This is a genomic window from Rubripirellula tenax (assembly GCF_007860125.1).
GTDB lineage: Bacteria > Planctomycetota > Planctomycetia > Pirellulales > Pirellulaceae > Rubripirellula > Rubripirellula tenax.
The window spans coordinates 49,548-64,985 of the sequence record NZ_SJPW01000009.1; the positions used below are offsets into that span (position 1 = coordinate 49,548).

10 protein-coding genes and 2 pseudogenes are annotated in these 15,438 nt (G+C 53.8%); 3 read left to right on the forward strand and 9 right to left on the reverse strand.

What is annotated here, in order from left to right:
• The first annotated feature begins 275 nt into the window (after nt 1–275).
• The 3 genes and pseudogenes from Poly51_RS27960 to Poly51_RS31110 form a co-directional block, all read left to right on the forward strand.
• Complete coding sequence (locus Poly51_RS27960; protein WP_146462270.1) at nt 276–1,541, forward strand: DUF1552 domain-containing protein; 1,266 nt, start codon at nt 276–278, stop codon at nt 1,539–1,541.
• 146 nt (nt 1,542–1,687) lie between these two features.
• The gene (locus tag Poly51_RS27965; protein ID WP_146462296.1) at nt 1,688–4,090 is read left to right on the forward strand and encodes a DUF1592 domain-containing protein; all 2,403 of its coding nucleotides are present in this window, start codon (nt 1,688–1,690) and stop codon (nt 4,088–4,090) included.
• 175 nt (nt 4,091–4,265) lie between these two features.
• Nucleotides 4,266–4,547 (forward strand): annotated as a pseudogene (locus Poly51_RS31110) (sulfatase-like hydrolase/transferase); the annotation flags it as partial.
• A gap of 446 nt (nt 4,548–4,993) precedes the next feature.
• On the opposite strand, the gene Poly51_RS27975 reads toward Poly51_RS31110, so the two are convergent.
• The 9 genes and pseudogenes from Poly51_RS27975 to Poly51_RS28010 all read right to left on the reverse strand — a co-directional run bounded on the left by Poly51_RS27975 (nt 4,994) and on the right by Poly51_RS28010 (nt 15,399).
• On the reverse strand, nt 4,994–7,186 hold the full coding sequence (locus Poly51_RS27975) for a sulfatase-like hydrolase/transferase (protein ID WP_146462271.1): 2,193 nt from the start codon (nt 7,184–7,186) through the stop codon (nt 4,994–4,996).
• Between the two features lie 107 nt (nt 7,187–7,293).
• Nucleotides 7,294–7,473 (reverse strand): annotated as a pseudogene (locus Poly51_RS27980) (acetolactate decarboxylase); the annotation flags it as partial.
• 19 nt (nt 7,474–7,492) lie between these two features.
• On the reverse strand, nt 7,493–9,028 hold the full coding sequence (locus Poly51_RS27985) for a sulfatase (protein WP_390621814.1): 1,536 nt from the start codon (nt 9,026–9,028) through the stop codon (nt 7,493–7,495).
• A gap of 184 nt (nt 9,029–9,212) precedes the next feature.
• Nucleotides 9,213–9,713, reverse strand: coding sequence for a hypothetical protein (locus Poly51_RS27990; protein ID WP_146462274.1), 501 nt, complete (start codon nt 9,711–9,713; stop codon nt 9,213–9,215).
• Between the two features lie 638 nt (nt 9,714–10,351).
• Entirely contained in the window at nt 10,352–11,299 is a 948-nt protein-coding gene (locus Poly51_RS27995; RefSeq protein WP_186775865.1) for a ThuA domain-containing protein, read from the reverse strand.
• Nucleotides 11,300–11,410: 111 nt separating this feature from the next.
• Nucleotides 11,411–11,572, reverse strand: a complete 162-nt coding sequence (locus Poly51_RS30780) for a hypothetical protein (protein ID WP_186775866.1) — start codon at nt 11,570–11,572, stop codon at nt 11,411–11,413.
• Nucleotides 11,573–11,610: 38 nt separating this feature from the next.
• The gene (locus Poly51_RS28000) at nt 11,611–12,885 is read right to left on the reverse strand and encodes a Gfo/Idh/MocA family protein (RefSeq protein WP_146462276.1); all 1,275 of its coding nucleotides are present in this window, start codon (nt 12,883–12,885) and stop codon (nt 11,611–11,613) included.
• A 48-nt stretch (nt 12,886–12,933) separates the two neighbouring features.
• The gene (locus Poly51_RS28005; protein ID WP_246114835.1) at nt 12,934–14,385 is read right to left on the reverse strand and encodes a sulfatase; all 1,452 of its coding nucleotides are present in this window, start codon (nt 14,383–14,385) and stop codon (nt 12,934–12,936) included.
• A gap of 21 nt (nt 14,386–14,406) precedes the next feature.
• Nucleotides 14,407–15,399 (reverse strand): alpha/beta hydrolase, encoded by a 993-nt coding sequence (locus Poly51_RS28010; protein ID WP_146462277.1) that lies wholly within the window; start codon nt 15,397–15,399, stop codon nt 14,407–14,409.
• Nucleotides 15,400–15,438: the final 39 nt, after the last annotated feature.

A 15,438-nucleotide genomic window follows, 5' to 3' on the forward strand; every position in this document is an offset into this window, starting at 1 on the left:
GTGCTTCCGGATGTCGCAAGCTCCTTTGTCCCGCTATTCCGCGTTCGTCAGCAAATGAAACTTTCGCATCAGCATTGGTCGAGGTGGCTTAATCAGGAGGGGAACAGCTGACACGTTGGATACGATGCGCAAACTCACCGACCGAAACGCGCGCAGTGCAAATCTTCATTGGCGGAATGGATAAATTTTCGATCCGGCAGGCTACACTGAGCGAGCAGCCGATCGCGGAAATTGATTAAACTGGCGATCTGGACCAAGTCTTCGGAGAAAAAGGCATGTCGAAACACAGTCAACCGCGACAACATCGCAGGGTTTTTCTGAAAGCCGCGGGCGTGTCGGTCGCACTTCCATGGATGGAATCGCTCGCCGAGCCCGCTCGCGATTCAAATCGACCTGAAATGCGAATGGTCTGCATCGCCAGCGCTTTGGGGATGAATCCAGAAGCCTTTTTTCCGACTTCGTTTGATGCGAATTTCTCGCTCTCGCCAACGCTCAAATCGCTCGAGCCGTTGCGAAACGACTTCACCGTGTTTTCGCATATGGACCACCCCAGCATTTACACCAAACATGGTTCGATGAACTCGCTGTTAAGCGGAGTGGACGCAAAAAAGGCGACAGCGGGTGAGAATGTTTCGATGGACCAAGTGGCCGCGGCACATGTCGGTTATCAGACTCGCTTTCCGTCGGTGCATGTTTCTCTTGGCGGCAGCCAGGGCGCATCTTGGACGGCATCCGGGATCAAGGTGCGGGAAGAAACCGATCCGCTTGACCTGTTCCGCAAACTGTTCCTGAACGATCCCAAAGCAGCGAAGGAAGCCCGCAAGCTCGAACTCGATCAACAGGGCAGCGTGCTGGACCTGGTACGAAGTCAAGCAAAACGCTTAGCACACGATATCAATGCTCCGGATCGGCGAAAGCTAGAAGAATACCTGACCGCGATCCGAGAGGCAGAGGAACGCATTCAAGGCATGCAGCGTTGGCAAGACGTGCCCAAGCCGCACGTCGATTTCGATGAATCCGTGAATACGCACGGCAACATGGATTACCCAACGCTCTCGCCGTTGATGTTTGACTTGCTGTTCCTGGCCATTCAATCGGATAGCAGTAGGGTGTTTACGGCGGGCTTCGGGATGCACAACCACGTGATCGAAATTGACGGCGTAAACACCGGCTATCACGGCCTGACCCACCACGGCAATCTCCCCGATCGACTGAAGCAACTCCGAATCATTGATGCGTTCTATATCCAACAAATGGCACGCTTCATGGCCAAGTTGAAGGAAACAAAGACTGAACGCGGAAACCTATTGGACGAGACGATGGTGTTCTTCGGCAGCGGCCTCGGTGACGCATCTCGGCACTCCAATCGCAACTTGCCGATCGTTCTCGCCGGAGGTGGCTTCCAGCACGGAAAGCACGTTAACGCGATTCAGCACACCGGAACGCAGACACCGCTAAACAACCTGTTCACGACGATGCTGCAAAACTTTGGGGTTGAAATCGATCGCTTCAACAATGCGACAGGCACCGTGAGCTTGTAGGCACCATGAAGAACGATTGACGTTTTTTTCGTTCAGCGTGCAAGCGTATCCCAAACCCAGATCGAAAGTTGAAACATGAACTGCACTTGCACTTGCCGACGAATCGAAGCCGTGAACGAACGAAAACAACGGGCTCCCATCAAGTCATGAAGTATACGCCGCCCAAAAAAACGATTCCAAGCTCGCGAGCGAGGCGACTCGGTTTGAAGGCATTGTCTCTATTCATCTGCCTCGCAACACCGACGGTTGCCGTGGCCGCGGACGACATCCCCTCGCATCAGCAGCTTCTGCAAAAGTACTGTGTCCAGTGCCATGGAATTCAAAAAATGAAAGGTGACGTCCGGCTCGACGATGGGTCGAAGATGACCCCGGCGATCTGGAAGAACGTCTATGAGCAGCTGGCTGGTCAGACGATGCCGCCGGATAACAAGCCGCAGCCCACCGGCACCGAAAGAACGCACCTGATGAAGTTGGCGTTGAATCGTGCTCAGCAGGAATCCGCCGTAACATCCACCGGGTTTCGACGCCTGAACAAGCGCGAATACGGAAATACAGTTCGCGATCTGCTTGGCCTGCGAAGGGGCACGTTCGATCCGGGGGAATACATCTATGCCGATGAAATCGACGAGGGGTTTGACACCGACGCAGAATCTCTTGTGATCTCGAACGAGTTGCTGCTCGAATACATGGGTGCGGCTGAAAAGAGTCTTCGACAGGCACTCTTTTCGGCTGACTCGCAGAAACCGGCGTCTCACCGTCGCAAGATCAATCTCGACAAGGTCAAAGGCACTTCCGGACGGTACATCAATCATCACAAAGAACATGTCATCGGTCGATCAGGCGGGAAAGCCAAGCTTTATGATGGCCAGCCTTCTCGCACGATGAACTATCCCGGCCGTTACACGGTTACGGTTACAGCGTCCGGCGTGGATCGCAATTTCTATCCAATCCGACTCCAGCCAGAGAAGGGCCCGCTGGTCATGGGATTCGGCGTCGCCCAGGACGCGACGGAAAGCGTTTCAGGCAAAGACGTACTGCTGAAGACATTTGAGTTGCAGGATGACACCGAGCAAACGTTTCAGTTTGATACTTGGATCGACAAAGGTCACTTTCCCTATCTGTCTTTCGTTAACGGACCAGGCAAACCGATCACGCAGATCCGCTCGAACATCCGAAGACGAAAGCTTGAACCGTCGGCGATGAAAGAGTTGTACCGCGGTCCGGGTATTAAGATCACGAAGTTTGAGATCGAAGGGCCGTTTCACGATCAGTGGCCGCCCGAATCTTATGTCACGACTTATGATTCCACGACGATCCCCAGACTTGAAGACAAAACCGAGCGTGAGTGGCTGATCGGTCGCTTTGCAACGCGAGCCTTTCGCCGCCCGGTCAGTCGTCAAGACATGGCTCCTTATTTCGACTTCCTAGAAAAAAAACATGCGGCCAATGGTGACTGGCATGAAGCGGTGATCAGGACGTTCGCCGCGATGATGTCGTCACCCGATTTTCTGTACTTACGAGAAACCCCCGGTGTACTCGATGCGCACGCACTGGCGAATCGACTTTCGTACTTTTTCTGGAGCACGATGCCGGATCTGGAATTGTTTGCGCTTGCCAAATCGGGCCAACTAACACATCTATCGGTCTTGACAACACAAGTTGAGAAAATGTTGACCGATAGGCGATCAAAGCAATTCTGCAACAGTTTCGCCGATCAATGGCTTGCACTCGAAAAACTTGGAAGCATGCCTCCGGACAGCAAAGGGGAATTTCGAGTCTATTACCGTCAGAATCTTGAGCCAGCGATGATCGAAGAGACACGTCGCTTTTTTCAGCACGTGCTATACGAGAATCAAAGCGTCCGCGACTTCATTGATTCTGACTACTCGTTCGTCAACAAAGGGCTTGCTGAACTGTACCGCGTGCCGATGCAAAGCAACGACGCGAGCGAATTTCAACGTGTCATTTTCCCCGCCAGTGTAAAGCGCGGCGGGCTACTCGGTCACGCCAGTATCCTGACCCTCTCCGCCAATGGTGTCGAAACGTCTCCGATCGAACGCGGTGTTTGGGTCCTGGCCGATCTGCTGGGCACGCCGCTTCCGCCGCCTCCGAAGGCCGTTCCCGCATTGACTCCCGACCTGAATGGTGCTGTCACCGTCCGCGAGATGCTGGAAAAACATCGCAGCGACCCAGCATGTATGGAATGTCATCGACGCATGGATCCACTCGGGTTCGCGCTGGAAGCCTTCGACCCGATTGGCCGCTTCCGCACCCAGTATTCAGAGACACAGACAATCAGCACAGACGGAAACTATCTGGGCAAAAACTTTGCCGACGTAGCGGAGCTCAAGCGAATCCTTGCCAGCGACATCCGCCCATTCACCCGCAACTTGATCATCAGACTGGCGGAATATGCGAAAGGTCGAAAGTTAGATGCAGCTGACTATGTCACGGTGCAGTTGCTTGTTGATCAGGCAGGGGAAAACGATTTCAAATTTAGAGACATCCTTCTTAGTATTGCAACGAGTGATCTGATGACGAATCGTTGATGCCAACACCATCAAAGCAGAGGACGAAACCGCCAGCGTTGTTAACCGCATCGACGAACTGGGATTGGCAACCTATACCGACGTGGGTTTGGCATCGTGGCATTTCCATGATCAACGCGTGGGTGCAGGCAGCCTCTTCTGAAGATTTGACGAAAACGGATTAAATTCAGACAAGTTCATGGTTCCCGAGTTGCTCAAGCAAGCGGGCTATGCGACGGGAATCGTCGTCAAGTGGCACTGGGGCGAATGGGAAAAGTTCAACCCCTTGAATCATGGGTTCGATAGCTTTTATGGCTTCATGGAATTCGATGACAGTCGTTCGACCGCGATCTATCGCAACAAAACGACCATCGAAAACGTAGGCCGAAAAACGGACGGCACGCACTCGCCGAAGTTGCTCGCCGCTGGAATCGCATTCATCACCGCCAACAAAGACCAGCCCTTCTTCCTGTACTAAACCTCGTCGCTTCCGCACACCAAGTGGGTTCCGCTGGATCGCTTCAAAGACAGTTCTAAGCAAGGAACCTATGGCGATGTGGTGCAAGAGATCGACTGGCAAGTTCGCGGGTTGATGCACACGCTGGAGCACGTGGGCATCGCCGACAGCACTCTGGTTGTTTAAACGTCCGACAATCGTGTTCTCGTCGATGACGTTCAATGCGTTTATGTTTGCACCGACGCAAAAGAAGCGGTCTGACGTTGGGACTGGCCTTGCTGATGTAACTTCTTGATCGCATTGGACTTGGTCACGCTTAAATGATTAGCCACAGTCTCCCGTTCTCCGTTTCGCCGTTTGCAAAACGAACAACAGTAATTCGGCCACCCCCCCTCACTATGTGGAGGACTTTCAGGCGCCCATCACTGGTCCCTTCTCAGCGCCCCGTGACATCACTCATCTAAGTTTCACTTGAGGTTTTTGGAGTCATCGCTGACGACCACTGTCACCGGCACTAGGTCACTGCCGACGCCGTCGTTGTCGGTCACGCCCAGTGTGACGACATACGTGCCAGCCTGAGCATACGTGTGGCTGGGGCTCCGGTCGGTCGAAACACCACCGTCACCAAACTGCCAGACGCAAGCATCAACCGTGCCGTCATCGGATGAACCGTTCGAGTTGAATCGCACAGTCAAGCCAGAGACGCTAGTGACGGCAGGACCGGCGGATGGTGGAATCCAGCTCTTCGCGTCCGGGTGATACCGACGCGCGACAAAGATGTCGTAAGAGTTCGTTGCTCGCGGGTTGGGAATGCCAGTCGCAGATTTCTTTGGCACTTCAATGACGATGAGTTCGCCGACGGCCATTGGCTTGGGATGAACAGTGAACGTGTACTTGTCCGGCGAGACTTGCTTGAAATTCAGAATAGATCCGTTAGTTGCTTCCAAGTCGCCAACGTCAAATCCAGTGACTCCCGTCGTAAATTGGGCGGTGACGTCAAATTCGCCAGTCACCACATCGGGAGCATTGCTGGAGAGCGTTAAGTCAACCTTCACTTGGTGGTCGTCGAAGTACCACGTCCCGTCGCCTTTGTCGCGCCTGGCATGCTGGAAGTGCAGCAGAGCAAAATCGGCGATTTTCGATGGCGCTTTGCTCCGCATGTTTGCACGAATGGATTCGTACGCCGGGGCATTCGCAAGATTATCCCACTCGTTCGGATCGTTGTTGTGGTCATAGAGTTCTTCCTGGCCATCGCCGTAACGGATGTACCGCCAGTCGCGATTGGTGATTGCATATTCATAAGCTTGCAGATACGAAATGATCACTTCGCGGTCTTCCGCTTGGTCAGGATCTTTCAGAGTGGAAGCGAGTGATTTGCCATCGAGCGGTTGCAAATCCGCGTTGGCGCCATCCTTGGTTAGATCACACAAATCAACAAAGGTTGGATACATGTCAATCAGGCTTGCCGTTGTGTCGGTGGTTGCGCCTTTGGCAATGCCAGGGCCTGCCCAGACGAATGGGACCTGTGATCCTCGTTCCCACATGACGTGTTTCGCCCAATGCCCCTTTTCACCAAGGTGGTAACCATGGTCGCTCCAGAGGACGACAATCGTGTTGTCGGCGTACGGGCTGTTATTCAGTGCCGTCAGGACGCGACCGATCTGAGCATCGGCGTAGGTGATGGCTGCCAGGTATCCAAGAATGCACTCCTTCAACGTTCGATCGTTGGGGCTGATCGCCTGGAGATTTGCCATCCATCGCTTGTAGACATTGATCTCCTTCTTTCGTTCTCGGTCCGCGACATCATCAAGATCGGGCAGCGGATTCGTGCTGCCGTCTTTCCAGTAGCTCGGCAGTTCGAGGTTGTCGATGTTCCCTTTCAGCGGCCCATTGAGATACGCGTCGTAATATTTCTGTGGCGCGTATTGCGGCGAATGAGGTGTAAATAGTCCCATGCCAAGAAAGAATGGTGTATCCCCGTGATCGGCTTTGAGCTGTGAGATGACCCAGTCGGCGCGCTGAGTGTCGGCCATGTCTTTCTCAACAGCATTGTCGAGGGCCGCCCACTCCATCACACCGGCTTGAATGTCCGGGTAAGTCGTGTTGTAGATGCTGACGAAGGCTCCATCAGGACCACCCGGATTCGGGGCGCCATATTTCCAACTGCCGGCGTCCCAACCATTCTTTCTCTGGGCGTTGGTTGTTCCGTCTGTGCGAAGCCAGTACTGGTCCCAACCTCGTTGGTCGATCCAACCGATCGCGTGATGAAAGAGCTTGCCGGTGCCGAGTGTCTTGTATCCAGCGTTGTCGAATGCAGTGTGCAGGCCAATCAGACTCTCGTCCAACTGCCAGTAAACCTGATCGTCGTAGAAACCGGTGGTGGCAGGATATTGACCGGTGAAGATAGCGGTTCGCGATGGACCGCATTTGACGCCGGCGGAATGGGTGTTGGTGAACTTAAGTCCGCGAGCGGCCAGCGCATCGATATTGGGCGTGATCGCTTGGCGGTGGCCACCGATTCCCCAATCATTCATGTCATCGACGGCGATGAACAAGACATTGGGCTGCGCGGCCACCAAAGCGGGCAGAGGTGCGAGAGCAAGGGTCAGCGCCAAGGCTGCTGCCTTGAGCGATAGGTGCAGTGAGTGTTTTCGGATCATTGATTGCTCGTGTGTGTCTTGCGTGCTCTGGGTTTGCTGGTGTGTTGCGGTGCTTAGGCATCGTGTTGCCTTGCAAGGGAGCTTGCCGCCGTAAAATTAGCCGCCCGCTACTTCTGTTTGTATTGAAATTGCTTGTCGAATTCGACTTTCTCGAACGAATCGGTTTCAGGCAAAACGAAGGTGTACTCCGTCATCCGATCCACTTCGACCGTCAAGTCCTTTCCTTCAAATTCAATCGCGTGTCCGCCGTATGTGCGGCCGTCGGAAATGAAGTGCATGTGAAAACCGGCGACGTTGAGGTATGGACTACTTCTCGTCTTCCTCTAACGGCCGCTTGCCTTCAAACGGTCCCCACAACAATCGCTTCGCAAAGCCTTTGTCGTCTTTGTAGACGGCAGGGTCGCAATCGGGATTTGGCTTCGGAATTCTCGCGCCGACTTCTTTGAAGTACGCCATCATTTCGTCGTGCAGCTTCTTGTGCTCAGCCGGTTGCTGTGCAGCGATGTTGTTTGCTTCGCCCATGTCTTTCGACAAGTCGAACAGCATCGGAACGTCTGGACGCTCGTAGAAATGCAGCAGCTTGCGATTGCCCGAGACGACTGCTGAGTGTGGCATCGTTTCACGGTAGTGCGGATAGTGGAAGAAGATGTTGCGGTTCAGAAATTCGTCGTCTGGAGTTTTGCCTGCCATGTAGCCGGCAAGACTGACGCCGTCGATGTTCTTGAGTTCGTTCGCGTTGCCGCCCGCCCAATCAACAAAGGTTGGCAGAAAGTCGTAGTTGACGACGTTGCCCTCGAAGCTGGTGCCCGCTTCGATGCCGGGACCTTTCACGATCATGGGTACGCGAATGCCGCCCTGCCAAACCCACCACTTGTGAGCATGGTGCGGTTGCGTCAGCCCCGGAAGAAAGCTGTGTCGATATCCGTTGTCGGACACCATGATGACGTACGTGTTGTCTTCGATCCCGAGTTCCTTGATGCGATCAAGCACTGCGCCGATGCGTCCGTCCAGGTCTTCTCCCATGCCGAACCAGATAGCAGGATCGTCTTTGCGTTTAACAGTTTGCGCGGTCTTACCGATCTTTTCGTAGTATGCCTGCACTGCAGGATGTGCGACGTACTTCTCACGTGTCGCTGGCAAACACTCACGGCCCTCGTGCATGGCGTAATGTGAAATCTGCAGATAGAACGGCTGCTTTGCTCGCACCTGTTCCTCCATGAAACCGATTGCCTTCTTCGTCACGCTGAACATCAGCTTTGGATCGGTCAAATCGTTGGGAAGTTGTTGCGGCCCTGGAGGCAAGGTGTTTCCCGGTTTGTTATCCGTATCACCATCGTGCAGCACATAGCCTTCATCCCCGGGATCACCACGCATGTGCCACTTGCCGATATGAGCACTCACGTAGCCAAGTGGCTTTAACGCTTCAGGAATGGTGACCGCGTCTTCGTCAATATTCATGTCCGAGACACACGGGATCACCGGGAAGTTCGGATATCCCTTTTGGTCGTAGTACTCTTGTCTTCCGTCGTTCATAAACACCGTGAATCCGCTCCGCGGCGACGACTGCCCGGTCTGCAAACAGACTCGAGACGGCGAACACTGCGGCGATGCGTAGGCGTTTCGGAATTTCATGCCTTCGCGAGCCAGGCGCTCAACGTTCGGCATTTGCAGCACCGGCATGTGAGAGTTCTGCATGTCGTCATCCATGGGAACCGGAGACCCGTTCCACGCCCAATCGTCGATGAACAACATGACGATGTTGGGTTTGTCTTCAGCGAGGAGCTTGCCAGGAGAGAACGCGAGAGCCGCAATCACGACTAGACAGAGTTTGCGGTTCAACATGGTTGTGGATCTCATTTGCTGCTGTGATTTTGAGTTCGTAGGAGCCTAGACTTGAGTCTTGTCAGGTTTGCCAAAGTGGCGCGTCGACATTGCCAAGCGTGTCGTCATCATCGGATTTCCGCATGAACGACACTGGAGGTAAACGGCATACGAAGATCTCGAACGCCGTGAAAGGACGATGCAATTATGCAGCGTCTTTCTTCTTGCCTTTGTTCTCGGCATTGCCGCGAGTCGGTTTTTTTGGCAATTTAGCTTTTTGTTCTTCGGTCAACATCGCGATCGCTTTCTTTTCAAGCTCTTCTTGCGCCTTCCGAAGTTTGACGAACGCGGCAATTTGATCGGCACTCAAATCGGATGCGTCATCAATGGCAGCCATCAATTCTTTTCCGGTCTTGCCAGTTTCGCGAGCCGCTTTCAGAGCTTCCATTCGTGCTTTTATCACGGCAGGAGTAATCCCAGCGGACGCGCGAATCGACTTCGCCTGAACGTCGGCTGACTTCGCCAATTCAGTAATCTTGGCTACTTGGTCAGCGGTCAAACCGACTGGTTCGAGCATTTTTAGAATATCGCTGACTAACGAGCTGACACCGTCGCTCTTCTTTTTACTTTTCTCTTGTTCTTGGGCAACAGCGGGAACTGCGATCAAGGCAACAAGCGCAAGGGTGGCGAACATTTTCAACTTCATGAGAATCTCTCTGCAACGTGGGGGGAATTTGAATGTTCCGTACAAAGGAATGCGACAATCGCAATCCAGGTAATTCGGAGTCCAGAAACACTCTCCCGCAGCGACTCCAGTTGGACAGGGAAATCGACAAAAATATCGAACCCGCCTTGGTTCGGTCGGATTTTGCCAAAAAAGACAGGTTTGCATGTCCAACTCTCGATTCATCGGAAGAGAACACACGATAGGCAAGGCGTCGAAAATTGGCGTGCCCGCCGATGGTCAGGTCCAGAGGGCGTTCGATCAAGAACACGAGCGTGCGAACACTGCGAAGCCGATTTGCAGGAAACACACAGACTACAAATACCAGCACGAAGCGCAAGCGAGTGAGTGAGTTTGACGTACCGGCCACAACTATTGTCGCGGACACATTACCTTGACTGGATAGCCGGATGTTGAAACATGCGTGTTCAGGTCATCGCAGACAATGAACAGAACATTCGGCTTCTTGGCAATCGCGGTGGACGGGTTCAGCGAGGCACAAACCAGGCATACCTTTGTGAGAATAAGAGCGATTCGATTCATGGCAGTTGACATGGAGTTGTTGGGATGAGTGATGTGAATATCCCTGAAAACGATCCGAGTCACGTTTGATTGTGACATCATGGCGTATCGTCCACCTTCAGGTCACCCACGGCATATTGGAATCCGTTCGCCCATAGTTTCAGAACCGTCGGATTGGCAAACGCGGAAGTGTTATGGCCGAGCGAGCAGTAGAAGACACGCCCCTTGCCATAAGACTTGACCCACGCAACAGGAAAGTCGCCGTCGGTGCGTTTGATCTTGCTCGGGACCGGTTTGTCGGATGTCTCCAGATCCAGCGACAGCAAGACGCGCAGCTTACTGCGGTCGTAGGGAGCCTTGAACTGGTAAATCTCGTCTTTGATCGAAAACGATTCCGGCCCATCAACGACATTGTTCAATAGCAAATGGTCCGGTTCTTCGAGATTGACGGTGACCGTGTTTCCTCCGCCCCACGGATGACCGTCGAAATAGGCTCCGATCATCTCGCCGTAGAGCGGTGCTGTCTTGAGCGAATCGGTCGCGGCATGGATGCCGAAAAATCCACCTCCGTTTTTCACATAGTCGACCAGGTTCTTGACCAACCTCTGCTGGTTTTCCCGTTGCGATTTCTGCTCGGCATCCGGAAGCTCACGAAAGAGATGTCGCTCGAGCGGACGCATAAATACCTCGCCAGTCGTATTTGCAAAACAGACCGCATCATACGTCTTGAGCACGTCCGGCTCAAAATTGGCTAGGTCATTGCTTACGACCGCAGAGTAGATGCCGGTCTTTTCGCCGAACACGCTAAGTGCGGCCTGTGCGGTAGGGATGCAGAAGCGGTGCGGGCCGTGGCTAATTGCATAGACGAGCACTCGGCGCGGCTGTGCAGGTTTCGTCTGAACCTGGATCTCGCCCGCAATGGTGGCACATGCGTCGACGATCTTTTGATCAACTTTGTACACCTTGGTTTCATTGTCGCTCGCCGCCGCGGTCTTTGACTTCTGATCTTGTTGGTTCGCATTTGGCGGCGCGCCCCATGCCAACATCGGGAATACGACGCAAAACGCCAACGTAATTCCTACGTCGACTGCTCGACTGGCAAAACATCTTTTATTCATCATGGAAGCTCTCTTCAAAGGTTTCGTGTTTCTTCTCAGTCATTGTTTCTCTGGCTTCCTGTTCGCTCGATCCGTCTTCTTTTTTGCCAAGCCGGGAGAAAGCGGGGCGGCAGCAGCGGGAAGCGCCGCTTTCATGTTGGCAATCACTTCCGCATACTCAGGATTGTTGATCCGGTTGATCCACTCGTGAGGAACATTCATCCGCTTTTCGTCGGCATGTGCATTAGCTATCGACAGTACTAGACTTCCGGCAAAGAAAACTCTGGGCGACACGCTTTGACCAACAAATCGTTCGCCTGCTTGTCGTTAGTAATTTGTTCTTGAGTGGCGTCCCAGTGGATCGTGCGGTTGGTAATGCGACAAATGTTGATCAGGTGCGCGACGCTGGTAATCAGATGTCCGACTTCAACGGGAGCATTGGGTTCCTCGCGTGATTCGATGCAGTCGAGCCAGTTGCCGACATGATTTTCGGACTCTTCGCCTTCAAAAGGTGCAAGCAGTGTCGTTGGATTGCAGGCGAAGCGTCCTCGATTGATTTCCAACTTACCCTTCTCGCCGAGAAAGATGCCTCCAAAAGCTGGTCCATTGTCGCTTTCCAGTCGAACAACCGTGCCGTCCGGGTAATGAAGACGGACTCCGCGCTGGCGAGCGTCTTTTGCATCCGTGGTCGGCTCGATTCGCGTTGGCGCGACATTATCCCAGCCCATCGCCAAATGAACCATGTCCAGAGCGTGCGCACCGCGATCGCAAATGGGACCTCCCGTAAAGGCATCAAAATTTCGCCAACTGCGGTGAAGTTGGGTGTGGTAGTCCAGCAACTGCGCCTGGTCACAGAATCGATCCCAATCCATGCCTTCGGGAATGGCTTGCTTTTCGAGACCGGTTGCAGGACGCGAGCCGGAATAGTTCTTGACGAGAATCGTGTGCACTTTGCCGAGACCGCCACTGCGAACAAATTCGCATGAGTACTGGTTGTTGGCCGTGCTGCGTTGTTGCGTGCCGACCTGCAAAATGCGATTGTGTTTTCGCACCGCTTTGATCAATGCGCGGCCTTCGGGGATGCTGAAGCTGAGCGGCTTTTCCGCGTAAACGTCCAGGCCCTTGGCACAGGCGATGATTGCCGCACGCACACGCACATGATCCGGCGTTGCGATGATGACGGCGTCGAGTTCCTCCTGATCGAACATCTGCTCGTAGTCCTGATAACGTTTCCAGGAATCGCCGGCCTTCGGATCGCTTTTGTTGTCAGCCGCCAAGACATCAATCTGTGGTAGGTAGCAATCACACACCGCGATCAATGTGGCGCGATGGGATTCGCGCGACAGCGCACGCGTCAGCCATTTGGCTCGATTCCCCGCACCGATCAATCCGACTCGCAACTTGTCGTTCGCAGATGCTGACGGTGCAGCGTAGATCAGTGATGGCAACAGGCCGGACGCAGCCAGCGTGGTGGTCGCGCTGATGGTTTTCAACACGGTTCGACGTGAAGGATTGTTTTGAGGGGAAGGGTTCATGGTTGGTCCTGTTAGGTCAGCTTGTTTTTATGATCTGAAAGAATTGGACTATTTCTTCTTTTTCTCTTTTTGAGTTTCCCTACGCTCCTTGGTCAGCGCCGAAGGAAGGGGTTGAGCGGCATCCTCGAAACCGGGGATTAGGCCGCGGAGTTTTTTGACGCTCGTGGCGTATTTCGGGTTGTCGATCTGGTTGGTCCATTCGTGAGGATCCTTGGTCGTGTCGTAGAATTCCTCTTCTTCGGCCCCGTAGCGGGTGTAGCGTCCGAGTTCATGCCGGATGCTGATGTAAGCGAAGTCCGTCTTGGTTTTATCGCACAATCCGGTGATGGCGGTGCTTTCCCATGGAGCGTTCGGGGCTTTGAGCAGTGGGACCAGCGAGCGTCCATCGATGGTCGTGGGTGGCGTGAGTCCGCAGAGTTCGGCCAGCGTAGGGTAGATATCCATCAGGGAAACGAACCGCTGCGACACGCCCCCGGCTTTGGTGACTCCGGGCGCGCGAAACATCAACAACGTGTGTGTCCCCTCTTCCCAGAGCGTGGTTTTTTGCCAATGGTGTTTTTCGCCCAGGTGAAAGCCGTGATCGGTGAGAAACACAACCATGGTGTTGTTCTTGTAGGGGCTTTTTTCGAGGGCATCGAGGACGCGCCCGAATTGAGTGTCGACATAAGTGGTCGTGGCTAGATAGGCCTGCACCGCCTCTTTATGTTTGCCAGACTTGATGACTTTGTCGGCGAAGCTCCCGAGCCCGTCACTCACCGCTTTGGCCAGCGGAGGAAGGTCATCCAAATCATTCTCCTTCAGCTCGGGAAGGACGATCTGGTCCAGGGGGTACATTTCAAAATACGTTTGCGGGACGTACCAGGGCATGTGAGGATTGAAGGAACCGTAGGCCAGGAAGAATGGTTTGTCGTGTTGTTTTTCTAGGACCGCGATTGCCTTATTGGCCCCGCCGGTGTCATTCATTTGTTCCTCGGTGAGGTGAATAGGCCCCCAGTCCTGCTCTCCCCCACTGAGTTTGGCCAAGGGGGCTCCGGGAGGAGCCGGATCTCTTTTGTGACCAACATGTTCATCCCAGTGCTCTTTCTGGTCCCAGCCGTGGGTGATTTTGCCGTAACCGAAAGTGTCATAGCCGTTCTTCTTGAACAACCCGGCCAGTGATAGCACCGCATCCTGATTCAGTGCCTCGCTCTCGTTGATGATCTGCGCGTTGTTGTAGATACCTGACTTCCAGGGTGCCACACCTGAAAAGAACGCAGTGCGAGAAGGCGAACAAACCGGCGCGGCGGTGTAGGCACGCGTGAAGTTCACTCCACTGCCGGCCAGCTTCCGAAGATTCGGTGCGATCACCTTACCCGCATAGCGATCCGCATCTTCCAGCATCCAACTATTCAAATCGTCAGCAACCAGGAAGAGCACGTTCATCTGCTCGTAGGCCGTATCGGCCCTTGCAACACCAACCGAGAAGACAATTAGCAGGAGTGCGAAGTAAATCTTGTTCATAGTGTTCATCTCAGAAGGTGTCTAACGTGATTCCTTGATCAGCTCGCCGAGTTCCATGGCCTCGAAACAGAAACCAAGACTGTGCTCTGATACCGTCTTGCCGTCGTATTCCGTTTCGAGAATGGTCTGAAGCCGGTGCGCCACACCCTCGACAGGAAAGAAGCTGTACTCTGCGTTCACCTTTTCCAACTGCTGCACCATGCTCTTGACCATTGCGTAGGGGGCGACGTTGTCACTGGTGCCATGGGCAATGAAAACAGGCGGATCGGTTTCATCAATATGGTTGGCAACAATGGCCCCCATGAAGGAAATCACTGCAGCCACTTCAGCGTCAGGTCCGGTAAGTTCTTCATCGCAGAATGCGGTGTGCAGTGCATTGAATGCCCCTGCGGATACTCCGCCAATACCGATGCGATTCGGATCGATGTCGTAGTTACTTGCATTCGACCGGACCCATCGGACAGCGTCGCAGGTGTCCTGAAAGGCGGCATTGATCAGCCGGAATTGCTCATTTCCCTCAGGGTTCGATGCTGGCCCGGGCAGAACTGGTGGATCATCCTTCTCAATGCGATATTGAATCGATACGGCTACGTAGCCGCGCTCGGCATAGTATCCGCAGAGATCCCTGATGTACTTGACGTCTTTCGATCCTTTGCGCCAGCCTCCCCCAAAAGCGAAGATCATGGCCGGCAGTTTCTTAGGCAACTGGGTCGTAGTCACTGGACGATAGACATCAAGCAACAACGGCATGGTGGTGTCGCCACTTTTCGCCGTGCCATAGGTGATGTTTTCAAGTTTTTGATACGTAAAGATCGGGTCAATAAATGGTGTGGCACCGTTGCTCTCGGGTGGCTTCGGCAGTGTCGTTTTGTGCTTCGTTGGTTCTGATTCCTTGATCGTTTCAACTTGTGTGCTCAGGTATACATGGGTGTCGTCTCGCCAGGGCGCGAGTTTACGCGGCCAATTGATGGTTCGTGGTAGCTTTGGGTGCGTAAGGTCGTATCGACGCCTCATTAGCCTTCAAGACCGCGCCATAGGTTGACTCCCACGTTC

Coding starts and splice junctions, on each gene's coding strand:
- Poly51_RS27985 (WP_390621814.1), bottom strand. CDS start 9,028: ATGTTGAACCGCAAACTCTGTCTAGTCGTGATTGCGGCTCTCGCGTTC.
- Poly51_RS30780 (WP_186775866.1), bottom strand. CDS start 11,572: ATGAATGTTCCTCACGAGTGGATCAACCGGATCAACAATCCTGAGTAT.
- Poly51_RS27995 (WP_186775865.1), bottom strand. CDS start 11,299: ATGTTGGCATGGGGCGCGCCGCCAAATGCGAACCAACAAGATCAGAAG.
- Poly51_RS27960 (WP_146462270.1), top strand. CDS start 276: ATGTCGAAACACAGTCAACCGCGACAACATCGCAGGGTTTTTCTGAAA.
- Poly51_RS28005 (WP_246114835.1), bottom strand. CDS start 14,385: ATGAACAAGATTTACTTCGCACTCCTGCTAATTGTCTTCTCGGTTGGT.
- Poly51_RS27990 (WP_146462274.1), bottom strand. CDS start 9,713: ATGAAGTTGAAAATGTTCGCCACCCTTGCGCTTGTTGCCTTGATCGCA.
- Poly51_RS28010 (WP_146462277.1), bottom strand. CDS start 15,399: ATGAGGCGTCGATACGACCTTACGCACCCAAAGCTACCACGAACCATC.
- Poly51_RS28000 (WP_146462276.1), bottom strand. CDS start 12,885: ATGAACCCTTCCCCTCAAAACAATCCTTCACGTCGAACCGTGTTGAAA.
- Poly51_RS27965 (WP_146462296.1), top strand. CDS start 1,688: ATGAAGTATACGCCGCCCAAAAAAACGATTCCAAGCTCGCGAGCGAGG.
- Poly51_RS27975 (WP_146462271.1), bottom strand. CDS start 7,186: ATGATCCGAAAACACTCACTGCACCTATCGCTCAAGGCAGCAGCCTTG.